Source organism: Streptomyces sp. NPDC059477, assembly GCF_042749375.1.
In the GTDB taxonomy this organism is placed as follows: Bacteria; Actinomycetota; Actinomycetes; order Streptomycetales; family Streptomycetaceae; genus Streptomyces.
On sequence record NZ_JBHYUG010000004.1, the window covers coordinates 84245 to 108698 of the forward strand.

Genomic DNA, 24454 nt, shown 5'->3' on the forward strand with positions numbered 1-24454 from the left:
AGAAGAAACACAGAGTTACGTGGCATTCCTCACGCCGCTCAGGTGGGCGGCCTTCTGGACAAATGCGCGGCCACCTCGGATGATCAGATGAGTGCGGTCGGCACCGGATGAGCGCCTTGTGCAGCAGGAGTGCGGAAGCTGCGAAGCGTCCGGGTCGTGGCCCCCACGGGGCAGTCAGTGACAAAACCCTCAACAAGGAGCGATCGTGGCGCGCGATATCGCGGCTCCCCCCGTCATCCCGACCCGACACCAGGAACTGATCTCGTGGGTCAACGAGATCGCGGAACTGACCGAACCGGACAGTGTGGTCTGGTGTGACGGATCCGAGGCAGAGTACGAGCGCCTGTGCGGGGAGCTCGTCGAGAAGGGCACCTTCCGCAGGCTCGACCCGGTCAAGCGCCCCAACTCCTACTACGCGGCCTCCGACCCCACCGATGTCGCCCGCGTCGAGGACCGCACCTTCATCTGCTCCGAGCAGGAGGAGGACGCCGGTCCCACCAACCACTGGAAGGCTCCCGCCGAGATGCGGGAGATCTTTTCGGGGGAGAAGGGGCTGTTCCGCGGCTCGATGCGCGGGCGGACCATGTACGTCGTGCCCTTCTGCATGGGCCCGCTGGGCTCGCCGCTGTCCGCGATCGGCGTCGAGATCACCGACTCGGCGTATGTCGCCGTGTCCATGCGCACCATGACCCGGATGGGGCAGCCGGTCCTGGAGGAGCTGGGCACCGAGGGCTTCTTCGTGAAGGCCGTCCACACCCTGGGCGCCCCCCTCGCGCCGGGCGAGCAGGACGTCCCCTGGCCCTGCAACCAGACCAAGTACATCTCCCACTTCCCCGAGGACCGCGAGATCTGGTCCTACGGCTCCGGGTACGGCGGCAACGCCCTGCTCGGCAAGAAGTGCTACGCCCTGCGGATCGCCTCCGTCATGGCCCGCGACGAGGGCTGGCTGGCCGAGCACATGCTGATCCTCAAGCTCACCCCGCCGACCGGCGAGGCCAAGTACGTCGCCGCCGCCTTCCCGTCCGCCTGCGGCAAGACCAACCTCGCCATGCTGGAGCCCACGGTCTCCGGCTGGACGGTCGAGACCATCGGCGACGACATCGCCTGGATGCGGTTCGGTGAGGACGGGCGGCTGTACGCCATCAACCCCGAGGCCGGTTTCTTCGGCGTCGCGCCCGGCACCGGCGAGCACACCAACGCCAACGCCATGAAGACCCTGTGGGGCAACTCCGTCTTCACCAATGTCGCCCTCACCGACGACAACGACATCTGGTGGGAGGGCATGACGGAGGAGACCCCGGCCCACCTCACCGACTGGAAGGGCAACGACTGGACGCCCTCCGCCGAGGTCCCGGCCGCCCACCCCAACGCCCGCTTCACCGTGCCGGCCGCCCAGTGCCCGATCATCGCGCCCGAGTGGGAGGACCCCAAGGGCGTGCCGATCTCCGCGATCCTGTTCGGCGGGCGGCGCGCCACCGCCGTACCGCTGGTGACCGAGTCCTTCGACTGGAACCACGGCGTCTTCCTCGGCGCCAACGTGGCCTCCGAGAAGACCGCCGCCGCCGAGGGCAAGGTCGGTGAGCTGCGCCGCGACCCGTTCGCCATGCTGCCGTTCTGCGGCTACAACATGGGCGACTACATGGGCCACTGGGTCGAGGTCGCCAAGGGCCGGGACGCCGCGAAGCTGCCGAAGATCTACTACGTCAACTGGTTCCGCAAGAACGACGAGGGCGCGTTCGTGTGGCCCGGCTTCGGTGAGAACTCCCGCGTCCTGAAGTGGATCGTGGAGCGGCTGGACGGCAGGGCCGAAGGGGTCGAGACGCCGATCGGTGTGCTGCCGACCCGGGCCGCGCTCGACACGGACGGGCTGGACCTCTCCGAGAGCGACCTGGAGTTTCTGCTCACGGTCGACAAGGAGATCTGGCGGGAGGAGGCGGCGCTGGTGCCCGACCACCTCAACACCTTCGGTGATCACACGCCCAAGGAACTGTGGGACGAGTACCGGGCGCTGGTGGCGCGGCTGGGCTGAGGCCCTCTCTGTGCTCCGCGGTCGGCCGGAACCGACAGTGCCCTGACCAGCAGTATCGTCACGGCCGGCCGCGGGTTGTGCGCGCACAACGGCGTGCGTGGATTGTGGGCCTGCCCCGGTTGTTCCCGTCCGCCCCGACGGGGGTGGGGCGGGCCCTCGCCGTTTGTTGTCGGTTGTTCGCCGGGTGCGGGACGGTGGTCGCTTCTCGCGCCCACGCGGCGGAGCCGCATATCGATACAGCCCCGCGCCCCTGAAAGACGCGCCGGTCCGCGCGCCCCCAAGAGACAGGTCCGTCAGCCCTGGCGGTCTTCCAGATAGCGGGTGTGGGACTCCTGGCGTCTTGCCTCTGTTTCTCTCAGGGTGGTGGCCAGGTGGTGGGCCTCCTCGGTGAGGACGGCCAACTGGCGTTCCAGGTGTTGTTCGGGGGGGTCCTGGCCCGGGGTCATGCGGTGCCACCAGCGGGTGCGTACGAAGGCGTGCACCGCCTCCGGGATGTCCTGGCGGACCGTGCGGGAGACCGTGTGGACGGCCTCCGGGTCCTGGGCGAGGATCTCGGCGACCCAGCCGGGGTCCAGGAGGGCGTCCAGGAGGTCGGTCAGGACGCGCAGGCGGGTGGCGGTGGCCGGGGGGAGGTCCACGTCGGCGAGATAGTCGCCGAGCTTGGTGAAGTCGGCGCGGATCTCGTCCAGTTGGGCGGACGGGTCGGGGAAGTCGGGGAGCGCGGGGCGCTCCGGTGGGGCGATCAGCGCGCCCGCGCCGTACAGGCCGAGGACGACGACCGGCCAGTACGGGCCCGCCACCCCCGTGAAGGTGAGGACGAGACCGAGCAGGCCGCAGACGCTGCCGGTGATGTTCTTGCGGGACTCCAGATAGCCGGCGAACCGGCCGACGAGCCTATTGGTAGCCACGGATCTCCTCGAAGGCGCCGTCGAGCGAGCCCTCCTGGGCGTCGAAGAGCCGGCCGCCGGTCAGTTCGGCGATGTGTTCCAGTTCCGCGCGGTCGGAGTCGCCGAAGAGGATGGTGAAGACGGGGGTCTGCCGGCCGGTGGCGTCCAGAGCGGCGTAGAAGCCGTCGAAGTCGTCGGGGCCGGTGCCCGCGGTGTTCTCGCCGTCCGTCATCAGCACGATCGAGGTGAAGGTGTCCCGGTCGGTGCTGAGATGGTCGTACGCCTGCTCCAGCGAGGTGTAGATCGCGGTGTCCCCCTCGGCGCGCAGCGCGTCGGCGTCCCGGCGGATGGCCTCGCGCCCGGCCTCGGGGTCCTTCGGGTCGAGGACATGGGTGCGCACGCTCTTCACGTCCGAGCCGAACGGCATCAGGGTGACCTCCTCGCGCTCGCGGAACTCGCCGGTGAGATCGGTGAGCGCGCTCTTGAGCCGGTCCAGGCGGTCGCCCTGCATGGAGCCGGAGGTGTCGAGGACGTAGACCGTCCGCGAGGGGCGGCGCAGTTCGTTCTCGTACGAGTCGAGGAGGCCGTCCGCCACCGACTGGCTGCCGGGGAAGGGGAGTTCGCGGCGGCGTGCCGTGTCCAGGCCGGGGGCCGGGGCGACCGACGGGACCACCGGACGGCGGTGGGTGCGGTCGGTGATCTCGCGCTGGACATCGGGCGAGCGCAGTGCCTCGGTGAGCCGGCGGACGTCCTCGCGGGCCGACTTGGGGGAGGCGGCCAGGGTGGAGACCGGGTAGTCGGCGGTGATCACGCCGTCGGTGGGGCGGATGACGGTGAGGTCGGGCAGGCCGGTCAGCACGGACTCGTAGTTGAGGAGCGCGTCGACGGTGCCGCGCCGGTCGTACGCCTCGGCCAGCCAGCCCGAGGACCCCGAGGTCAGCTGCTGCCCCTGGAAGAACTCCTTCAGCCGGGGCGTGGCCTTCTCGACGTCGGCGTCGGTGAGCGCGGACTGGGCGCCGGAGAGCGCGGACGCCACCGAGACCAGGGTGGAGAAACCGGAGTTGGAGCGGGCCGGGTCGGTCATCCCGTATGTCAGTTCGCCGTCCCGGACGGCCTCCTCGACCTGTGCCCAGGTGACGTCCTCGGGGTCCCAGCCCAGGGCCTGCACGGTGGCGGGCTTGACGCCGATGGCGACCGGGCTGGCCATCACCGAGGTCTCGGAGATGATCTTCCCGGCGGCCTCGGGGCGCAGCCGCAGATAGTCGTTGGACGCCAGCCAGACCGCGTCGTAGGACGTGTCGGCCTCGCCCGCCGCGATCAGGTCCACGGCGTCGAGGGTGCCCATGTAGGTGGGCTTGACGGTGATACCGGTCTCCCGGCGGACCAGGTCCAGGACCGGCGTCATGTCGCTCAGCTCGCTGGAGGCGAGGACCCGCAGGGTCCCCTCCTCGTAGGTCTGCTGGGGGGCCGGGTCGGAGTCGTCGAGGGCAGAGCACCCGGTGAGCAGGGCGAGCGTGGCGAGTGCGACGGCGACACGGCCGCGTCTGATGGTGGGTCTCATGGTGCGTCTGATGCTGCGTCTCATGGGGTTTTTCATGGTGTTCTTCATGCGGGGCCGCCCCCTTCGAGCGCGCCCTGTGAGCGGCTGCGCTCCAGATAGGCGCCGGCGTGCTGGAGTTCGGTGGTGAGCGAGGCGACGGTGTTCGCCATGACCTCGGTGGCCTGCACCTTGTAGGAGTCGATGGCGTCGAGCGTGCGGTAGATCTGCTGGAAAGCGGCGCGCAGCGTCTCGGCGCCGACCGCCGGGTCGGCCGCGATCCGCTGGATCTCGCCGCTCTGTGTGGACAGCATCTCGGCGTTGGCCCGGATCAGGTCCTCGGTGGTCCCGCGCAGGGCGTTGACCTGCTCGATGACCTTCTTCTGGTGGTCGAGCGCGGACGCCAGCATCACCGAGATCCGCAGCGCGGAGACGGTGGTCGTGGCGGCCCGGTCGACGCCCTTGATCAGCTCGTCGTTGTTGCGGCGTACGACGTCCATGGCGAGGTAGCCCTGGGCGCACACCGCGAGCTGGGTGAGCAGGTCCTGGTGCTTCTGCCGGACGGGGAAGAGCACATCGGCGCGCAGCGAGTCGGCGGACTGCGGATCGGTGGTGTCGACCCGGGCGATGTGCGACTCGACGGCCGTGTCCAGGGCCTGGGTCAGGACCACGTACTCCTGGAGCTTGCCCATGGCCTCCCACAGACGGACCCGCTCGGTCTGCAACGCGGCGTTGTCGCGGCGCAGTTCGTCCTGTCCGCCGCGCAGCGAACCCACGATCCGGTTGAGGGTGCCCTGGGCGGACGCGTACTTGGCGAGATGGTCGCGCAGCTTGTTGCCGCCGGGCAGCCGGGAGAGGAACCTGCGCCCCTTGGCGGCGGGCAGCTCGCGCGGGTCGAGATCCTCCACGACCCGCCGCAGCTCGACCAGCGAGCCCGCCACCTGCGACTGGGCGTCCCCGCCCTTGCCGGGCAGACTGCGTACGGTCCGCTCCAGCATCCGGTTGGACTGGGCGGTGGCGGCCCGCATCTCGCCCGCGCCCAGCGCGGTGATCTCGCCGACCTTGCCGGCGAACTCGGGGGAGCGGGCGTCCAGGGCGGCGAGAGCGGCCACATAGTCGGCGGCCTTGCGCGCCATGTCGGCCCGGACCTGGTCGTCCACCGGGACGAGCCCGCCCGCCTTCTCGCGCGGCACGGCGGCCACCGGTTCGGGCGGGGTCAGGGTGAAGGTCTCGTCACTGCTGCGGCTGGTGTTCTGACTGGTGCTGGAGCCCAGGAACCCATCGAAGTCGGTCATGCTCGTGCTTCCCCCTATCCGCCCGCCCGGCGGGCCATGTCGCGCAGCACCTGGGAGGTGGGCACGGGCGCCTGCCGGACGCCGGTCAGCTGCTGGTTCAGATAGTCGGTGAGGTCCGCGGTGGCCTCGATGAACTCGGGCGCTGCGCCCTGCGGCCGGAAGCCGTACTCGACGGCCAGCTCCCGCAGCGTCGGGTCGGTGCTGAGGAGTTCACCGACCGCGCGGCCGTCGTCGGTGAGCGGTACGACGGTGTGGTCGCTGTTGACGGTGGTGTCCGGGTAGAGCACCACCAGGTCGTCGATGCCCTGGCCGGCCGTGAGCAGCGCGGCGATCTGCGACTCGTACACCCACACCAGCGGGTTGCCGACGCCGCTGATGAAGTCCCGGAAGGCCGCGTCGGAGCTGGCGGGCTGCGAGCCCTGCACGCTGACCAGCTTGCGCAGCAGCGGTGCGGTGCGCTCGATGTCGGCGTCGGCGGCGACGACCTGGCCGCCGCCCGCGACGTAGGAGGTGGCGGCGAGGTAGAGGGCGCCGGAGTTGGAGGTCTCGGGGTCCGTGGTCGCGATGTAGAGGGTCCCGGTCAGCTCCCCGTACTTCGGTGCCCCCTTGAGGTCCTGCCAGCGCTGGTCGTCGCGGGCGGCGTCCAGCAGGGCGGACATCTTCAGCGTGCCGCGATGGGCGTCGACGGTGGCCAGTCCGTTCTGCTCCAGCACGTCGGCGGCGTTGCTGTGGGCGACGACGACGAGCGGCGAGTAGAAGGGGCGCGGCAGGGGCTGCCGTACGTCCAGCTTCTCGGCGAGTTCGTCGGCGGGCGCCTGGCTGGAGGGGAAGGCGAAGTCGTAGCCCTTGAGGTCGAGTCCTTCCATGGCCCAGGACCCGGAGGTCTCGGCGTCGACGGCGTAGCCCTTGGCGGCGAGGGCGTCCACCACCTTTTGGTCGGCGAAGAACTCAGCCTTCTCCGACCCGATGACAGCGGTCACGGTCTTCGTTGCCGGACCTGTGTCCTCGTTGTCCGGGCCGGCGAGAACGGCTGCCACCACGCCGCCGATCAGCACTGCCGCGAGGACTGTCCCAGTGATTCGTCTCACCTGACGCAGCGTGCTCCCGGAACCCAACGTTCCCCGACTGACAGAGTGAACGAGAGGTGACGTACCGGTCCCGGATCGCCACGGAGATCAAAACGGGCGGGACTGTAGGTCCTGCGGCTCCGCCGCGTGGGCGCGAGAAGCGGCCACGGCCCGCACCCGCCCGACAACAATGTGTGGCACCCGGTCCGCGCGTCTCTGCGGGTGCACGCGGACCGGGGCCGTTCGAGAACCCCCTGGGGGGTGCGGGGGTCAGCTGGCAGCGGTGAGCGACGGCAGCGCATCCGCGTGCGCGTCCATCCGCTCAGCCACCAAAATCGCCACCACCGTGTCCGCCCGAGAAGCGGCGACAACCAACGCCCGCCCGGCAAGGGCATGCGCCCGGGCGTGCAGCACCGGTACCGAGGCATCGGCAAGCCCCCCGGAGGGGACCGGCGACACCCCGCCCCGCAACCGCGCCACCTGCTCCGCGAGCCGCACGGAAGCGGCGTCCAGGTCGGCCGAGGGGACCGACTCCCGCAACTCCTCGGTAACGGCGAGCAGCGCGGCGAGATGGCCCGCGAGCTGGATGTCCAGCTCCTCCTCACGGGACCGGTGGGGGAAGTCGGAGCGGGCGCCGGCCACCGTGCTGTGGACCGACTTGGTACGGATCGGTTCGTACATGGATGGCCTCCTGTGCTCGACAGAAACCATCCTAGCTTGGATTAAGTCTAAAGTAGACCGGAACACGGAACCGGCCCGGACAACCGCACGGAGTGAGCGTCAGGGCTGCCCGTAGCCGTCGAGGAAGGTCCCGATCCGGGTGACCGCGTCCTTCAGGTCCCCGGCGGTGGGCAGGGTCACGATCCGGAAGTGATCGGGTTCGGGCCAGTTGAAGCCGGTGCCCTGGACGACCATGATCTTCTCGCGCCGCAGCAGGTCCAGCACCATCTGCCGGTCGTCCTTGATCTTGAAGACCTTCGGGTCGAGCCGGGGGAAGAGATACAGCGCCCCCTTGGGCCGTACGCAGGTCACGCCCGGGATCTGGGTGAGCGCCTCGTAGGCGACGTCCCGCTGCTCCTTGAGCCGCCCGCCCGGCAGCACCAGGTCCCTGATGGACTGGCGCCCGCTGAGCGCGGCGACGACCCCGTGCTGGCCCGGCATATTGGCGCACAGCCGCATGTTGGCGAGGACGGTGAGGCCCTCGATGTAGGACTCGGCGTGCGAGCGCGGCCCGGAGATCGACATCCAGCCGACCCGGTAGCCGGCCACCCGGTACGCCTTGGACATCCCGTTGAAGGTGAGCGTCAGCAGATCGGGGGCGACGGCCGCGGTGGGGGTGTGGGTGGCACCGTCGTAGAGGATCTTGTCGTAGATCTCGTCGGAGCAGACGAGGAGGTTGTGGCGGCGGGCGATGTCGGTGAGCCCGCGCAGCATCTCCTCGTCGTAGACCGCGCCGGTCGGATTGTTGGGGTTGATGATGACCAGGGCCTTGGTGCGGTCGGTGACCTTGCGCTCGATGTCGGCGAGATCGGGCATCCAGTCGGACTGCTCGTCGCAGCGGTAGTGCACGGCGGTGCCGCCGGAGAGCGCGACGGAGGCGGTCCACAGCGGGTAGTCGGGCGCGGGGACGAGCACCTCGTCGCCGTCGTCCAGCAGGCCCTGCATCGCCATGGTGATCAGCTCGGAGACCCCGTTGCCGATGAAGACATGTTCGACGTCGGTCTCTATGCCGAGCGTCTGGTTGTGCATCACGACCGCGCGCCGGGCGGCGAGCAGTCCCTTGGCGTCGCCGTACCCATGGGCCGTGGAGATGTTGCGGAGGACGTCCTCCAGGATCTCCGGGGGGCATTCGAAGCCGAACGCGGCGGGGTTTCCGGTGTTCAGCTTGAGGATGCGGTGCCCGGCCGCCTCCAGCCGCATCGCCTCCTCAAGAACCGGGCCCCGGATCTCGTAACAGACGTTGGCGAGCTTCGTCGACTGGATCACCTGCATGGCATGGAGCTTACGGCCGGGGGGCGGGGGCCGCGTGGTGCTTTCCGCCACATGAGACCCATGTATGACCCACACGGGACACGGGCAGGGCGGGGAGCGGGGAAGGGGGCCGGGGGGCGTTACCCCGGGTCACCCCTGTGTCCTGCGCACCGCCCGTCCGGCCAGTACGTCCGTCCGGTGGCCGTCCTCGATCACGGAACGGCCGTCGATCAGGACGTGCGGGATGCCCACCGGCAGGGTGCGCGGCGCCTCGAAGGTCGAGCCCGCCGCCACCGTCGCCGCGTCGAACAGGACGAGGTCGGCCCGGTAACCCTCCTTCACCGCGCCCCGGTCCGGCAGCCGCAGCCGGGCCGCCGGGCGGGACGTCAGCCGGGCCACGCACTCCTCCAGCGACAGCACCCCCAACTCCCTTACATAGCGGCCGAGATAGTGCGGGAAGGTGCCGTACGCCCGGGGGTGGGGCCGCGCGCCCTGGAGGATGCCGTCCGAGCCGCCCGTGTGGACGCGGTGCCGCATGATCAGACGGACGCTGTCCTCGTGGCCCACGTGCTGGAGGATCGTCGGGCCCAGCCGGTCCTCCATCAGCAGCCGGCGGGCCGTGGTCCAGGGGGACTCGGCGCGGGCGGCCGACGACTCGGCGACCGTACGGCCCACGTACCCCGCCAGCGCGGGGCTGGTCACGCCCGAGATCTCGACGGTCCCCCACTCCACCGGAACCCCGTGGCAGCCGTCCGAGCCGAGCACCTCCAGCTGGTGGCGGATCCGCTCGGCCGTCTCCGGATCGGCCAGCCGCCGCAGCACCGCCGCCGGGCCGCCCTCGCTCGCCCAGCCCGGCAGCAGCGCCGCCAGGGTGGTACTGCCGGGGGTGTACGGGTACGTGTCCAGGGTGATGTCGGCCCCGGCCGCCAGCGCCTCGTCCAGCAGGGCCAGCAGTTCGGGCGCGCGGCCCTTGTTCACGCCGAAGTTCATCGTGGCGTGGGCGAGGTGCAGGGCGCAGCCGGCCTCCCGGGCGAGGGTGACCATCTCCCGGTAGGCCTCCAGCGCCCCGGCGCCGTAGGAGCGGTGGTGCGGGCAGTAGTAGCCGCCGTAGGCGGCCACCACCCGGCACAGCTCGGTCAGTTCCGCGTCCGCGGCGTACATCCCGGGGGTGTAGGTCAGTCCCGAGGACAGGCCCACCGCGCCCTGCTCCAGGCCCTCCGCGACCAGCCGCCGCATCCGGCCCAGCTCGGCCGGCGTCGGCTCCCGGTCGTCCCAGCCGACCACCAGCGCCCGGACCGTGCCCTGCGGGATCAGATAGGCCGCGTTGACCGCGATGCCCCGGTCGAGGCGGTCCAGGTACTCGCCGACCGACCGCCAGTCGAAGTCGATGTCGTCGCCGTGCCCGTTCCAGCCGGTGATCGCCGAGCGCACCTCGGCGAGCGTACGGTCGTCCACCGGCGCGTACGACAGCCCGTCCTGGCCGATGACCTCCAGGGTCACGCCCTGCGCGGCCTTCGCGCTGTGATCGGGGTCGCGCAGCAGCGCCAGATCGCTGTGGGCGTGCATGTCGATGAAGCCGGGGGCGAGGGTCAGGCCCGCCGCGTCCAGCTCCCGGGTCGCCGTCGGTCGCCGGCAGCCCGCCGCCGCGGCCTCCTTGACGATCGAGACGATCCGGCCGCCGTCCACCACCACGTCCGCGCGGTAGGCGGGCGCTCCCGTGCCGTCGACGACATCCGCGTCCCTGATGACCAGCTCTGCCATGCTGCCGTGCTCCTAGAAGAACGTCCGTACGTATTCCACGACCGTGCCGTCCGCCTCGGCGACCGGGATCAGCTGCCACTTGTCGAACGAGGTGCACGGATGTGACAGGCCCATGCCGAGCCAGTCCCCGACCTCCAGGTCCGCCTCCGGTGCCGTGCGCAGCCAGCCGTGCTGGTCGGACAGGCCGGTCACCTCGACGCCGGTCGCCGCCCGCTCGGCGCCGCCGTCCCGGCGCACCACCTGGGCGAACGGCAGATGCAGATCGTAGGCCGCGTCCCGCTTGCCCGCGTTCACGAACGCCTGCTCGGGGGAGGGGCGGGAGACCACCTGGGCCCAGAGGCGGAACGCGGGCTCCAGGGCACCCTCCTGCGGGACCCGGTTGAACGGGGTCAGCTCCCGGTAGTGGCCGTCGTCGTGCGACACATAGGCGCCCGAGCGCAGCAGCTTCAGTACCGGCGCGGACAGCTCCGGGATCTGTGCGAAGACCTCCGCGACCGCGTCGAACCAGGCGCTGCCGCCCGCGCTCACCACGATCTCGTCCAGCCCGGCGAACCGGCCCGCCGCGTCGAGGTCCACCGCCAGCGCCACCAGCCGGCGCAGCCAGGCGTGCACCCGCTCCGGGTCGGCCCGTGGCACCTCGCCCTCGTAGCCCGCGACCCCGGCCAGCCGCAGCGTCGCCGTGGCGGCCACCGCGTCGGCGACCGCGGCGCACTCGGCCTCCGTGCGGACGCCGGTCCGCGCACCCGCGCCGGCGGCCAGTTCCACCACCACGTCCACCGGCCGGGGCGTTCCGGTCAGCGCCGCGTCCATCAGTTCCACGCCGCGCACGGAATCGACGTAGCAGACGAACCGGAAGCCGGGGTCCGCGGCCAGTTCGGCGGCGATCCAGCGCAGGGCCGCCGTGTCCACCAGTTCATTGGCGAGGAACACCCGCTGGACGCCGAACTCCCGGGCCACCCGCACCTGGTGGGGGACCGCGAGGGTGATGCCCCAGGCGCCGCGCTCGATCTGACGCTGGAAGAGCCGCGGGGCCATGGACGTCTTGCCGTGCGGCGCGAAGGCCAGGCCGTGGCGTTCGGCGTACGTCTCCATCAGCGCGAGATTGTGCTCCAGGCGCTCGGCGGACAGGGCGAGCACGGGCGTGGTGAAGCCGCCGGTGAACAGATTGCGGCGCTGGGCGGCCAGCTCGCCGACCGTCAGTCCGTCCGCGTCCGGGGGGAGGCCCTTGAAGCGGGGGCCGACCCGCTCCCCGGCGAGGGCGGCGAGACGGGCGAGTGCTTCGGAGCCGGTGACGTCCTTGTCGAGGGCCATGCAGCCTCCCTGGTCCGGTGATCTGGTGCGGTGGTGATCTGGTGCGGTGGTGCGGAGGTTCAGTGGTTCGGCGGATCAGTGGTTCGGTGATCCGTTGTGGTGATTCGGTGATCGGTCGTGGTGATTCGGTGATCTGATGCGAATGTGCCGACGCATTGAACCGTTGCGTTGCGCTGTGTGCAACGTTCATTGCGTATGTCGCTCACTGCTGTCTAACATCTCGGCCAACGCGAGGTCAACGCAGCCGCCTCGCCCAGGCCGAGGGAGCCACACCATCGTGACGGTCACCGGACCCACCCCCGACGTCGTGGACGTCGTAGCGCTCGGCGAGTCCATGGTCACGTTCCTTCCCTCCACGCCGGGCCGCCTCGCCGACGTGACCGCCTTCGAACGGGGCATCGGCGGCGCCGAGTCCAACGTGGTGTGTGTCCTGGCCGCCGCCGGGCACACCACCCGCTGGGTCAGCCGGGTCGGCGCCGATCCCTTCGGCGACCACCTGATCACCGCCATCGGCGGCTACGGCGTGGACACGACGGCGGTCCGCCGGGACGCCGGGCGGCCCACCGGCATCTACTTCCGCACCGCCGGGGACCGCGCCACCGACGCCCACGAGGTGGCGTACTACCGGGCGGGCTCGGCGGCCTCCGCGATGTCCGTGACCGACGTGGACCTGGCCGCCGTACGGGCCGCGAGGGTGCTGCATCTGTCCGGGATCACGGCCGCGCTGTCGGCGAGCTGTCAGGACCTGCTGCGCGAGCTGCTGGCCCCCCGCGCCGGGCGCCCCCTCGTCTCCTTCGACGTCAACCACCGCTCCCGGCTCTGGCCCTCCGGCGGCGACGGCCCCGCCGTACTCCTGGAACTGGCCCGCGGCGCCGATGTCGTCTTCGTCGGACAGGACGAGGCCGAGGAGGCGTGGGGAGTGACCGGCGGGCCGGAGCGCATCCGGGAGGCGCTGCCCGAGCCCGGCGTGCTGGTGGTCAAGGACGGCGGACGCGGGGCGACCGCCTTCGGCCCCGAGGCCACGCCCCCCGCCTTCGTCCCCGCCCCCCGGGTCGCCGTCACGGCCGCCGTCGGCGCCGGGGACGCCTTCGCCGCCGGGTTCCTCTCCGCCACCCTGCGCGCACTGCCCGTCCCCGACCGGCTGCGGCACGGCCACCTCATGGCCGCCGCCGCCCTGACCGCCCCCGGCGATCTCGCCGCCCCGCCCGCCCGCGACCGCGCCGACCGGCTTGCCGCCCTGGACGACGAGGCGTGGGGGAGACTGCGACTCGGCCCCGGCTGGACCCACGCCGCCGACCGGGCCGAGGAGGAGGTACCCACCCCATGAGCCAGACCGTCGACCGCGCGCTGAGCATCCTTCCGCTGCTCGCCGAGGGCCCCGCCGACCTCGGGCAGGTCGCCGAGCGGCTCGGCGTCCACAAGTCCACCGCCCTGCGCCTGCTGCGCACCCTGCACGAGCACGGCCTCGTCTACCGCCAGTCCGACCAGCGCTACCGCCTGGGCGCCCGGCTCTTCTCGCTCGCCCAGGAAGCCATGGAGAACCTGGACATCCGCGAGATCGCCCATCCGCACCTGATCCGGCTGAACGAAGCCTGCGGCCACACCGTCCACCTCGCCGTCCACGAGGAGAACGAGGTCCTCTACATCGACAAGGTGGAGAGCCGCTACCCGGTGCGGATGTACTCACGGATCGGCAAGCCCGTGGCCATCACGGTCGCCGCCGTCGCCAAACTGCTCCTCGCCGATCTGCCCGAGCACGAGCGCCGCGCTCTCGCGGAGAAGCTCGACTACCCCATGTTCACGGCCCGTTCGACCCCGAATGCCGACGCGTTCCTCAGGGAACTGGCCCGGGTGCGCGAACAGGGCTGGGCCACCGACCTCGGCGGCCACGAGGAGTCCATCAACTGCGTCGCCGCCCCCATCCGCGGCGCCGACGGCCGGGTCGTCGCCGCGATGTCGGTGTCCGCGCCCAATGTCGTCGTCACCGCCGACGAACTCCTCACCCTGCTCCCGCTCGTCCGCCGCACCGCGGACGCGATCAGCGGCGAGTACTCCGGCAGAACCCCCGCGTAACCCGTGTATCCCGTGCAACGACCCTCAAGGACCCAGGTACCAGACATGACAGAGAAGACCGCGCTCACCCCCAGCACCCACACCACCCCGCCCGCGAAGTTCTCCCACGGCGTGCGCAAGGGCAACATCCTCCAGGTCGCCGGGCAGGTCGGCTTCCTGCCCGCCGTCGAGGGACAGCCCCCGACGCCGGCCGGCCCGGCCCTGCGTGAGCAGACCCTCCAGACCCTCGCCAACGTCAAGGCGATCCTTCAGGAGGGCGGCGCGAGCTGGGACGACGTGATCATGATCCGTGTCTACCTCACCGACGTGGACCACTTCGCCGAGCTGAACGAGATCTACAACGCCTACTTCGAGGAGCAGGGCCTCACCGCCCCGCCCGCCGCCCGCACCACGGTGTACGTCGGCCTCCCCGCGGGCCTGCTCATCGAGATCGACGCCCTGGCCGTCCTGGGCTGACCACCGGGGCCCTTGGGCATCGTCGCCATAACGAAGTAGGGGCCGACTGTCCCGGACACAGGTTTGTCGACCATACTGCGGGGCTGTGGAGCAGCGCATAGGTACGAGCAGTCAGCCCCTGGACGCCGGGGTCAACCCGGCGCACATCCCCGGGCTCACACAGCCCGCGCCGGCAAAGCCGGAGGACGTGGTCGAGGAGGCGGAGCAGACCGCCGCCGACTCCCCCGCGGCCGAGGGCGCGGCCCCCGAGCCTCCGGAGCCGGACGCGGAATCGGAGGCCGACGCCGACCCGGCATCGGACGCCGACACGGACGCGGAAGAGGACGAGGACGCGGCGGCCGACGGTCCCGTGTTCGAGGCCGCCGACCGCCGGGCCCGTATCGTCGCCGACGCCAAGGGCGTACGTCTGAGCCTCGACGAGGAGCGGTGCGAGTTCAGCTGGGACGAGATCGGCGCGATCGAGAGCGTGGCACCGAGGTTCGGGAAGCGGTACACCGTGACCGTGCACACCCCGGACCGCCGCTGGTACCCGATCGAGATCGAGGCCAAGTCCAAGGCGGACCACAAGGAGTGGGACGAGCGGCTGGACGCGGTCCTGGACGCCTACTTCGAGGACGGCACCGCGGAGGCGGATGAACCGGACGAACCGGAAGAGGCGATAGAGCCGGACGCGGAATCGGCCGCCGACGCGGAGTCGGACGAGCCGAAGGCGGCGGACGAGCCGAAGGAAGCGAAGGCAGCGAAGGTGGCCAAGGCGGAGGCCGGGGCGGCCGACGCCGACAAGTGAGGTGCGCGGGGCGAACCCGCGCACCGCACCGCCGGGCACCGCGCGCTACGCGCAGTACTGGGCTTCCTTGCCGATGGACCGGTACATGCAGTCGGCGTTCTCCAGCAGTTGGAGGACGGCGTCCCGGTTACGGGAGGTCTCCCGCTCGATGACCTCGTCGGGCGGGTAGAACCCGCCACCGCTCGCGGATCCCGGGTACATCTCGAAGGTGTACCCGAAGATCTTCTGGCTGCCCCACAGCCAGTCGTCGATCGACCCGTCCGTGATGTAGAGGTCGCTGGCCTGCTCCGGCGAGAAGCCGTTGCTCGCGGCCATCTTCTGCCCGACCGTGGCGAAGGCGTTGCGGTCGTCGGCGGTCATCCCGGGGGCGGTGTCGGAGTATGTGTACCCGAACGGCCACAGCACCAGCTCGCCGTAGGTGTGGAAGTCCACCCCGGCCGTGATCTGCTGCTCGCCGCCGACCACCCGGCTGCGCACGAAGTCGGCGACCACCTTCACCTCGGGCGCCGACTCCGCGGCGGACCCCCGGTAGGTGTCGGAGGACGTGGTGCCGGAGGAGCCGCCGCAGCAGCCCCAGTTGTAGTTCCAGTTGCGGTTCAGGTCGGTGCCGATGTACGACGAACCCGTGTTGGGCTGGCGGTTCTTGCGCCAGGAGCGGTAGGTGCCGGTGGCGATGTCGTACTCGCCGCCGTCCGGGTTGACGTCCGGCACGATCCAGATCTCCCGGCCGTTGACCATGTTGGTGACCCGGGAGTCGGTGCCGTAGTCGGAGGTCAGCTCCCGCAGCAGATACAGCGCCATCTCGACGGTGAGGTGCTCGCGGGCGTGCTGGTGGTGGGTGAACAGCACCTCGGGCTCGGCCTCGTCGGTGCCCACGTTGTCGCTGATCTTGATGGCGACGATGTTGCGGCCCTGGTAGGAGGTGCCGATCACGCGCTGGCTGGCGATGGACGGATTGGCCGAGACGAGCGAGTTGATCTCGGCCGTCATCTCCGTGTAGTTGTGATAGCGCGAGTCGGCGGACGGGAAGTCCAGCAGGCGTACGTCGTCCTCCCCGGCGGACCGGTCGGGGACGGCGCCGAGCGCGGTGACCTCGTAGCCCAGCGAGCGCAGCTTCTTGATCTGGTCGGCGCGGCCGGAGATGACGACCCCGTGCTCATCGGCGTCGTCGACGGTGACGCCGGTCTGCTGAAGTGCCGTACGGTCCGCGGCGGTCGAGCGCATATGGACTTCGTACTGGCGGATGTCGTCCGAGGCGGCGGCGGGCTTGCTCGCGCTGTCCGCGCTGGCGTCGGAGGTGGCCGCCGAGATCGGGGCGGCGAGTGCCAGGGCGAGCAGGGCGGCGAGCACGGCGGTGCGTCCGCGGCTGCCGCGTCTGGGCACGGCACCTGAGCCGCGGGGGTGGAGTCGCATGAAATCTCCTTGTTTCTCCGGGTCTCCGGGGTCTCCGGGGTCTCCGGAAGTGGGGGAGTGGAGCGGGGGGTGGTTCTTCCGTGCGACGTACGGGTGGCGCTCATGCTCCGGGTATGGCATGCGCAGGTCAAGGGTGAAGCTGAGAGTGGCCTGTGCGAGGCGTGTGCTATCGGCCTGACCCTCCGTGAAAAGCCGCGCAGTGTACGCGCCTTGGTCTCCAGCCCACCCGTCTAACCCGGAAGTGCACTCACGAGCGTGACCCTGGCGTGCATATATGTGAGGTACGGAGGAGAGTGGCAGTCCGCGTAAGGGAGCCCCGCACTCCACTCCGGCTCCCGCACCCCACCCCCAGAGGACAGGCTGATCATGGGCGGATCAGCACCACGACGGGACGGCCGGCTGCCGGTCGAGACGACCAGCTTCGTCGACCGGCGCGGTGAACAGACCGAGGGCCGTGAGCTGCTCGCGAAGGCGCGCCTGGTCACCCTGACCGGGCCGGGCGGCGTCGGCAAGACCCGGCTGGCGGCCCGGATCGCGGCCCGCGTGGAGCGGGCGTTCCCCGACGGGGTGCGCTTCGTGCAGCTGTCCGGACTGCACGACCCCGAACTCGTCCCGCTCGCCGCCGCCGACGCGCTGGACCTGCACGACCACTCCGCCCAGCCGGTCCTCGACGCGCTGGTGGAGCAACTGCGCGACCGGCGCCTGCTGCTGGTCGTCGACAACTGCGAGCACCTGGTCGACGCCTGCGCCGAACTCGCCGCCGCCCTGCTGCACGGCACCACCGGCGTCCGTATCCTCGCCACCAGCCGTCACCGCCTCGGCCTGACCGAGGAACACCTCCTGGAGATACGGCCGCTGCCGGTGCCCGGCCCCGACGACGACCTCGCCGCCCATCCGGGCCCCGCACTCACCCTGTTCGCCGACCGGGCCGCCGCCGTGGTCCCCGGCTTCCGGCTCACCGCCGCCAACCGGTCCGCCGTGGCCCGCCTCTGCCGCCGCCTCGACGGGCTGCCGCTGGCCATCGAACTCGCCGCCGTCCGGATGCGGGTCCTGGGCGTCGAACAGCTCATCGCCCGCCTCGACGACCGCTACCGCCTGCTGTCCACCGCCAGCCCCGCCGTCCTGCCCCGCCACCAGACCCTGGGCGCCGCGATCGACTGGAGCCATGAGCTGTGCACCCAACGCGAACAACTCGTCTGGGCCCGCGCGGGTGTCCTCGCCGGTTCCTTCGACCTGGAAGCCGCCGAGGCCGTCTGCGCCGACGGCGAGACCGTCCGCTCCTACGACGTCCTCGACGCCATCGCGGGCCTGGTGGACAAGTCCGTACTGTGCCGGGAACCGGGGGAGGGGGAGGGGGAGGAGCGCTCGGGCGGGGGCTACGAAGACTGCGCGGACTTCGCGGCCTCCGCGAGCTTCGGGGACTCCGCGGACATCGCGGACTCCGGGGATTTCGGGGACCCCGTGGACTCCGGGGACTCCGGGGACTCCGGGGACTCCGGGAAGCTCCCTACCCGCCTCCCCGCCCCCACCCCCACTCCTACCCCCTGGAACACCCCCCTCCCGCCCCCACCGCCCCTCCGCTACCGCCTCCTCGACACCCTGCGCCACTACGGGCTGGACAAGCTGCGGGTGCGCGGCGGGGAGGAGGTGGCCGCCCGGCGGCGGCATCTGGCGTGGATGCAGCGGCGGGCCGAGGAGTGCGAGCGGAACTGGTTCGGCCCCGGGCAGCGGGAGGCCGTGGCGCGGCTGCGGGCCGATCAGGACAATCTGCGGGCCGCCCTCGACTTCGCCCTCACCGCCCCCGGCGAGGCCCTCGCCGGGCTGCGGCTGGCCGGCACCCTGTGGTTCTACTGGCACGCCTGCGGCGCCCCGCGCGAGGGCCGCTACTGGCTCGACCGCGCCCTCGACGCCAACCCCGCGCCCACCCGCGAACGCGCCCGCGCCCTGTGGACCTCCGCCCTGCTGGCCGGCTGCCCCGAGGACCTCACCCGCGGCCGAAGACAGGCCGAGCAGGCCCGCGCGCTCGCCCTGCGGCTCGGCGACCGTGCGGAGGCCGCGCACGCCGAGTACGTGATGGGCGTCGTGGTGCTGTTCGGCAACGACCTCCCGGCCGCCCTCGCCCACTTCCGCGCCAGCGTCGCCCGCGGCCCGCTCCCCGGCCAGCACCTCAGCCTGGTCGGCCTGGACCGGGTCGAACTCGCCTGCGCCCTCGCCTTCCTCGGCCAGGCGGACGAGGCCATAGCCGTCTGCGAGGAGACCCGACGGCTGTGCGAACGGCACGGCGACGCCTGGGTCCTGTCGTACGTGCTGCGCATCATGGCCCTCGCCCATGTCGTCAAGGGCGACCTCCCGAGCGCCGAGAGCCACGCCCGCGAGGCGCTGCGCCTGAAACGGGCGGTCCACGACGTCCTGGGCATCGGACTCACCCTCGACCTGCTCGCCCGTATCAGCGCCCTGCGCGACGCCCCCGACCGGGCCGCCGTCCTGCTCGGCGGCGCCGACCGTGTCTGGGCCGACGTCGACCGCAACCGCTGGGGCTCCGACCCGCTCACCACCGACCGCGCCGACACCGAGAACCGGGCCCGTGCCGCCCTCGGCACCCCCCTCTTCCAGAAGGCGTACGAGCACGGCCGCTCGCTCGGCCTGGAGGAGACCCTCGGCCACGCCCTCGACGAACCCCCGCCCGCCCCCGCGCCCCCCGCGCCCACCGCCCCCGCCCCGCTGACCCGGCGCGAGAACGAGGTCGCCCTCCTCGTCGCCGAAGGACTCGCCAACCAGCAGATCGCCGACCGCCTCGTCATCGCCCGCCGCACCGCCGAGGGCCATGTCGAACGCATCCTCAACAAGCTCGGCTTCACCAGCCGCAGCCAGATCGCCGCCTGGGTGACCGCACGCCAGTAGAGCCGTGCGCCGCCCACCCCAGCCCCACCCACTCATCCCCCGGGAGCCTCATGACCACGTTCGCCCACCCCGCCACCCCGCACGGCGTCTTCGACCACCGCATGGCCGTGTTCGACACCGACGCGGAGTTCCTGACGGCCGCGCTGCCCTTCCTGACCGAGGGCCTGACGGCACCCGGCGAACCGGCCCCGGTCGCCATCACCACCCCCGCCCGCCTCGCCCTCCTGCGCGACACCTTCGGCGACGCGGTCGGCTATGTCCCGCACACCGACTGGTACACCGGCTCGGCGCCCAACGCGATCGCCCAGGGCGCCGGTTATCTGGCCGAGCACGCGGGACCCGGCGGCCGTGTCCATCTCCTCATGGAGCCCGACTGGACGGGCCGGGCCGGCAGCTCGGCGCGCGAGCGCACCGAGTGGATCCGCTACGAATCCCTGGCCAACCTCCTCTTCGCGCCGCTCGCCACCACGGCCCTGTGCGTCTACGACACCCGGCTCGCGGCCCCCGAGGTCATCACCCAGGCCCGCCGCACCCACCCGGACACCGGCGGCTACGAGGACCCGTACCTGCTGACGGCCGAACTGGACGCCGTACCCCTGCCCGAGGCCCCGGCGGACGCCGAGCCGTTGCCGGTGGACGCGGTGGCGGCCTGGGCAGGCGCCCGGGGTCTGGCCGCGGCGGACGCGGAACTGTTCGCGGCGGCGGTGGGGGAGGCGGCGCACTCGCTGGGGCCGCATCGCGCGGAGGTACGGGTGTGGGGCGACGCCCCGGCCTGCGTGGCCGAACTGCGCGTCCCGGGCCACCTCGACGACCCGCTCGCCGGGTTCGTGCCGCCGCCGGGCGGGCTGCGCCCGGAGCCGGGGCAGGGGCTGTGGTTCGCGCGGCAGGTGTGCGCGTACGTGGATGTGCGGGGCGGGACGGGACCCGCGGCCACGACGGCCGTGCGGGTGCAGTACGGGCGGTGACGGGAGTAGGGGGGAGGGGGGTAGGGAGGTACGGGGGGTGCGGTGACGGGGGTACGGGCGCGTAGGTAGTGATAGGTAGTGATTGGGGTAGTCCTCCCCGTGCGGAAGGCGGGCCGGGCGGTCACTCTTGGGACATGCTCCAGCTCTCCGGAAACCGATTCCCGGGCCCCGACTTTCCGGACGGCGCGTTCCCTCAGCCACCGCTGCGGGCCGGCCATCTGCGGGTCACGTACGACCCCCGTCCCACCGCGGTCCGTGAGGCCCGGGTGGCGGTGCGCAGGCATCTGGAGGAGTGGGGCCTGGCGGAGCAGGACGCCCCCGAGGGCCTGGTGGACACGGCCGAACTCCTGGTCAGCGAGGTGACGACGAACGCGCTGCTGCACTCCGCGGGCCGCTTCACCCTCACCCTGTCGGCCGCCCACGGCGTGCTGCGCTGCGAGGTCGGCGACATCGGTCCCCGGGCCCCGCGGGTGGTCGAGGCGGGCGGCGCGGAGAACGGACGCGGCATGTTCCTGGTGGCGGCACTCGCCCGCCGCTGGGGCTGCCGGCAGGAGGGGTCGGGCAAAACCGTCTGGTTCGAGCTCGGCACATGCGCGTGCGACGGCTGCGGTCGGCGACAGCCGTAGCACGCGTACCCCCAGCGGGGCCCCGGCGGCACGGTCGGCCACCGGGGCCCACCAGCTGGCCCGGCGGGCGCCCGCGTTCGCGACTGCGCACATCGGGTGAAGATCGCCGCACCCCCTCTTGTCCGCCCTCGGCTCGTGCGCTTACTTGGCCCGCATGGCGGACACCACGGGAAACACCTCGCAGACCAAGGCGCCCGACCGGCCGGCCACCGACACCGGGCCGCGCAGATCGAGCTGGCGGCACATCGGCCCCGGGATCGTGGTCGCGGCGACCGGGGTCGGCGCGGGCGACCTGGTGGCGACGCTCATCGCGGGCAGCAATTTCGGCTACACCCTCCTGTGGGCGGCGGTCCTGGGCTGTCTGGTGAAGATCTCCCTGGCGGAGGCGGCGGGCCGCTGGCATCTGTCGACCGGCCGCACCCTGTTCGACGGCTGGGCGGGCCTGGGCCGCTGGACCCTGTACTTCTTCGCCGTGTACGCGGTGATCTGGGGCTTTGTCTACGGGGCGGCGGCGATGTCGTCGAGCGCCCTGCCGCTGCAAGCGCTGTTCCCGGGGGTGATGGACCTTCAGTGGTGGGGGATCGCGTGCGGGCTGGTGGGCCTGGTGTTCGTCTGGTTCAACAAGTACGTGGTGTTCGAGAAGGTCATGACGGTGCTGGTCGGCGTCATGTTCGTGGTGACGGTGTATCTGGCGGTCCGGGTCACCCCGAATCTGGCGGACGCCTTCGCGGGCCTGCTCCCGGTGCTGCCCGATGAGCAGGACTCGATCCTCAACACCCTCGGACTGATCGGCGGGGTCGGCGGCACCATCACGCTCGCGGCCTACGGGTACTGGGTGAACGCCAAGGGCTGGACCGACACCGGCTGGATGCGGATGATGCGCCTGGACAACCGGGTGGCGTACGCGACCACCGGCGTCTTCGTCGTGGCGATGCTCTTCGTCGGCGCCGAACTCCTGCACTCCGCCAACGTGGCCATCGCCACCGGCGACAAGGGCCTGATCCAGCTCGGCGACATCCTGGCCGCCGAGTACGGGGACGCCACCGCGACGTTCTTCCTGATCGGCTTCTTCGCCACCTCCTTCACCTCCCTCATCGGCGTCTGGCACGGCGTCAGCCTGATGTTCGCCGACTTCACGGCCCGCTTCGGCGCCGCCCGGGAATCGCGGGGCGACGCGGTGGCCTCCGGCGCCCGCGAACGCTCCTGGCCCTTCCGCGCGTACCTGCTCTGGCTGACCTTCCCCCCGATGGTCCTCCTCTTCCAGGACCAGCCCTTCCGTCTGATCATCCTGTACGGCGTGCTGGGTGCCGCCTTCCTCCCCTTTCTGGCGGGCACCCTGCTCTGGCTCCTCAACTCCGCGCGCACCCCGAGGGAATGGCGCAACGGCCCGCTCAGCAACACCATGCTGGCCCTCGCGGGCGTCCTCTTCCTGGTGCTGTGCGTCAAGCAGGTCTGGGACCAGCCCTGGGCCGATTTCTTCTGAGCCCCCTTCGCCTTCCGCCGCCGATCCCGCTCGTGGGCACGCGTGACGCCCGGGCCCCCCTGAGGGGACCCGGGCGTCGGGGTGCGGTCCTGCGGTGGCGTGTCGGCGCTAGGGCAGCGCGTCCACGTGCGGGCCCACCACGTTGGACCAGGCGTTGCCGGACGTGGCGTCCCAGTTGGTCGACCAGGTCATGGCGCCGCGCAGATCGGGGTAGGTGCGGGCGGGCTTGAAGGTGCCGCAGCTGGTGCCCTTGGTGAGGCAGTCCAGGGCGGCGGTGACCACGGACGGGGCGACATAGCCGCCGCCGGCCGCGCGGGTGGAGGCGGGCACGCCCAGGCCGACCTGGGACGGGGCCAGGCCGTTCTCCAGCTGGATGCAGGCCAGGGCGGTCAGGAAGTCGATCGTGCCCTGGGCGTAGACCTTGCCGTCGCAGCCCAGCATCGTGCCGCTGTTGTAGTACTGCATGTTGACGACCGTGAGGATGTCCTTCACGTTCAGGGCCGTCTGGAAGTAGGAGTTCGAGGTCGACTGCATGTCGATCGTCTGGGGGGCCATGGTGAGGACCAGGGACGGACCCGCCAGCGCCGACAGCGAGCGCAGGGCCTGCGTCATGTAGGTGGCGTTGAGGCCGTTCTCCAGGTCGATGTCCACACCGTCGAAGCCGTACTGCTGCATCAGCGCGTACACCGAGTTGGCGAAGTTGGTCGCCGAGGTGGAGTTGTTGACGGTGATCGTGCCCAGCTCGCCGCCGATGGAGATGACGACCTTCTTGCCGGCCGCCTTCTTCGCGGCGACGTCCGCCTTGAACTGGTCGACCGTGTAGCCGTTCAGGCCCACCGTGTCGAGGTTGAAGGTGACCGCGCCCGGCGTCGCCGTCGCGTCCGCGAAGGACACGGCGATGATGTCGTAGGCCGCCGGGACGTCGGAGAGCTTCTGGACCGTGGCGCCGTTGTTGAAGTTCTGCCAGTAGCCGGTCACCGCGTGCTTGGGCACCGTGCCACCGCCGCCGCCACCGGTGGCCGGGGTGGTCACCGCGACCGCCGTCGAACGGGGCGACTCACCGGCCGCGTTGGTCGCCGTCACCTGGAAGGAGTACGAGGTGCTCGCGGTCAGGCCGGTCACCGTCGCCGATGTGCCGGTCACCGCCGTGATCCGGGTGCCGTCGCGGTAGATGGCGTAGCCGGTCGCGCCGGAGACCGTGTTCCAGGCCAGGTTCACCGAGGTCGAGGTCGTGCCGGAGGCCGCGAGGCCGGTCGGCGCCGTCGGGATCGTCGGGCCCGGGTCCGTACCGCCGCCGCCGTCCGGGCCGAAGACCGAGACGTCGTCGACGAAGTACGGCTGCTGGCCGTACCAGCCGTGGGTGTACAGCGTCACCGACGTGGTCGAGGCGCCCGTCGTGAAGGTCGTCGACAACTGCTTCCAGGCCGTGGAGTCGGGGGTCCACGTCGACACGTCCGTGGTGCCGGTGCCGGTCGCGCCGAGGTAGGCGAAGCCGCCCTGCACCCACGCGCTGAGCGAGTACGTCGAGCTGGGCCGCACCGCGACCGTCTGGGTACAGCGGGCGTTGTCCTGCCCGGAGGGGGCCGCGCGCAGGGCCGCGGTGCCGCCGTGCACCGGCGTGGTCACCGAGGTGCCGCTGTTCGCCGAGCACGTCCAGTTGCTCAGACCGGACTCGAAGCCCGCGTTCTTGGCGTTGTTGATGTCGGCCGCGGACGCTTCGACTGCGGTCGACAGGGAGAGGGCGAGGGCGGCGACGGCGGCGCCCGCCCATACCCGGGTACGGAGCTTGCGCCGGGGGGTGCTGATGTTCCGTCTGTTCCAAGCGAGGTCCACTCGGGCCTCCGGTGGGGAGAGTCGGGACGGGGAGGGGGAATGCCAGAAAGACTCAAGGG

At 71.5% G+C, this 24454-nt stretch carries 19 protein-coding genes; 9 read left to right on the forward strand and 10 right to left on the reverse strand.

Translation table 11 applies throughout. The features are described from left to right. Nucleotides 1-205: 205 nt before the first annotated feature. Nucleotides 206-2029, forward strand: coding sequence for a phosphoenolpyruvate carboxykinase (GTP) (locus tag ACFXAZ_RS03190; RefSeq protein WP_384584265.1), 1824 nt, complete (start codon nt 206-208; stop codon nt 2027-2029). A 293-nt stretch (nt 2030-2322) separates the two neighbouring features. On the opposite strand, the gene ACFXAZ_RS03195 is transcribed toward ACFXAZ_RS03190, so the two are convergent. From ACFXAZ_RS03195 to ACFXAZ_RS03230, 8 genes are all read right to left on the reverse strand, one after another. After that, complete coding sequence (locus ACFXAZ_RS03195) at nt 2323-2937, reverse strand: hypothetical protein (protein WP_384584268.1); 615 nt, start codon at nt 2935-2937, stop codon at nt 2323-2325. Further along, nucleotides 2924-4501, reverse strand: coding sequence for a substrate-binding domain-containing protein (locus ACFXAZ_RS03200; RefSeq protein WP_384584271.1), 1578 nt, complete (start codon nt 4499-4501; stop codon nt 2924-2926). The genes ACFXAZ_RS03195 and ACFXAZ_RS03200 overlap by 14 nt, the downstream gene beginning before the upstream one ends. A gap of 20 nt (nt 4502-4521) precedes the next feature. Beyond that, on the reverse strand, nt 4522-5748 hold the full coding sequence (locus tag ACFXAZ_RS03205) for a toxic anion resistance protein (protein WP_384584274.1): 1227 nt from the start codon (nt 5746-5748) through the stop codon (nt 4522-4524). A gap of 14 nt (nt 5749-5762) precedes the next feature. After that, a complete protein-coding gene (locus ACFXAZ_RS03210; RefSeq protein ID WP_384584277.1) occupies nt 5763-6836 on the reverse strand; it encodes a hypothetical protein in 1074 nt (357 codons plus the stop codon). A 249-nt stretch (nt 6837-7085) separates the two neighbouring features. Continuing rightward, nucleotides 7086-7496, reverse strand: a complete 411-nt coding sequence (locus ACFXAZ_RS03215) for a hypothetical protein (protein ID WP_384584279.1) — start codon at nt 7494-7496, stop codon at nt 7086-7088. Between the two features lie 99 nt (nt 7497-7595). Then, nucleotides 7596-8807: a pyridoxal phosphate-dependent aminotransferase gene (locus ACFXAZ_RS03220; protein ID WP_384584282.1), complete on the reverse strand. Its 1212-nt coding sequence runs from the start codon at nt 8805-8807 to the stop codon at nt 7596-7598. A 129-nt stretch (nt 8808-8936) separates the two neighbouring features. Then, nucleotides 8937-10547, reverse strand: a complete 1611-nt coding sequence (locus ACFXAZ_RS03225; protein WP_384584285.1) for an amidohydrolase family protein — start codon at nt 10545-10547, stop codon at nt 8937-8939. A gap of 12 nt (nt 10548-10559) precedes the next feature. After that, nucleotides 10560-11858, reverse strand: a complete 1299-nt coding sequence (locus ACFXAZ_RS03230) for an amino acid deaminase (protein ID WP_384584287.1) — start codon at nt 11856-11858, stop codon at nt 10560-10562. A 277-nt stretch (nt 11859-12135) separates the two neighbouring features. Here ACFXAZ_RS03230 and ACFXAZ_RS03235 point away from each other — a divergent pair, with 277 nt between their 5' ends. From ACFXAZ_RS03235 to ACFXAZ_RS03250, 4 genes are all read left to right on the forward strand, one after another. Further along, nucleotides 12136-13185 carry a sugar kinase gene (locus ACFXAZ_RS03235; protein ID WP_384584290.1) on the forward strand — a complete coding sequence of 350 codons (1050 nt, stop codon included), beginning with the start codon at nt 12136-12138 and terminating at the stop codon, nt 13183-13185. Beyond that, nucleotides 13182-13931: an IclR family transcriptional regulator gene (locus ACFXAZ_RS03240; RefSeq protein ID WP_384584293.1), complete on the forward strand. Its 750-nt coding sequence runs from the start codon at nt 13182-13184 to the stop codon at nt 13929-13931. Before ACFXAZ_RS03235 ends, ACFXAZ_RS03240 begins: the two co-directional genes overlap by 4 nt. Nucleotides 13932-13976: 45 nt before the next feature. After that, entirely contained in the window at nt 13977-14387 is a 411-nt protein-coding gene (locus tag ACFXAZ_RS03245; RefSeq protein ID WP_384584296.1) for a RidA family protein, read from the forward strand. Between the two features lie 85 nt (nt 14388-14472). Further along, nucleotides 14473-15174, forward strand: a complete 702-nt coding sequence (locus tag ACFXAZ_RS03250; RefSeq protein WP_384584299.1) for a hypothetical protein — start codon at nt 14473-14475, stop codon at nt 15172-15174. Between the two features lie 45 nt (nt 15175-15219). On the opposite strand, the gene ACFXAZ_RS03255 is transcribed toward ACFXAZ_RS03250, so the two are convergent. Beyond that, on the reverse strand, nt 15220-16587 hold the full coding sequence (locus tag ACFXAZ_RS03255; protein ID WP_384584302.1) for a M14 family metallopeptidase: 1368 nt from the start codon (nt 16585-16587) through the stop codon (nt 15220-15222). Nucleotides 16588-16953: 366 nt separating this feature from the next. On the opposite strand from ACFXAZ_RS03255, the gene ACFXAZ_RS03260 reads away from it, so the two are divergent. The 4 genes from ACFXAZ_RS03260 to ACFXAZ_RS03275 all read left to right on the forward strand — a co-directional run bounded on the left by ACFXAZ_RS03260 (nt 16954) and on the right by ACFXAZ_RS03275 (nt 22562). Beyond that, a complete protein-coding gene (locus ACFXAZ_RS03260; RefSeq protein ID WP_384584305.1) occupies nt 16954-19488 on the forward strand; it encodes an ATP-binding protein in 2535 nt (844 codons plus the stop codon). Between the two features lie 50 nt (nt 19489-19538). Then, nucleotides 19539-20453: an anti-sigma factor RsbA family regulatory protein gene (locus ACFXAZ_RS03265; protein ID WP_384584308.1), complete on the forward strand. Its 915-nt coding sequence runs from the start codon at nt 19539-19541 to the stop codon at nt 20451-20453. Nucleotides 20454-20587: 134 nt separating this feature from the next. Then, entirely contained in the window at nt 20588-21079 is a 492-nt protein-coding gene (locus tag ACFXAZ_RS03270; protein WP_384584311.1) for an ATP-binding protein, read from the forward strand. Nucleotides 21080-21233: 154 nt separating this feature from the next. Continuing rightward, nucleotides 21234-22562 carry an Nramp family divalent metal transporter gene (locus tag ACFXAZ_RS03275; RefSeq protein WP_384584314.1) on the forward strand — a complete coding sequence of 443 codons (1329 nt, stop codon included), beginning with the start codon at nt 21234-21236 and terminating at the stop codon, nt 22560-22562. Nucleotides 22563-22670: 108 nt separating this feature from the next. Here ACFXAZ_RS03275 and ACFXAZ_RS03280 read toward each other — a convergent pair whose 3' ends face one another. Beyond that, the gene (locus ACFXAZ_RS03280; RefSeq protein WP_384584531.1) at nt 22671-24368 is read right to left on the reverse strand and encodes a chitinase; all 1698 of its coding nucleotides are present in this window, start codon (nt 24366-24368) and stop codon (nt 22671-22673) included. Nucleotides 24369-24454: the final 86 nt, after the last annotated feature.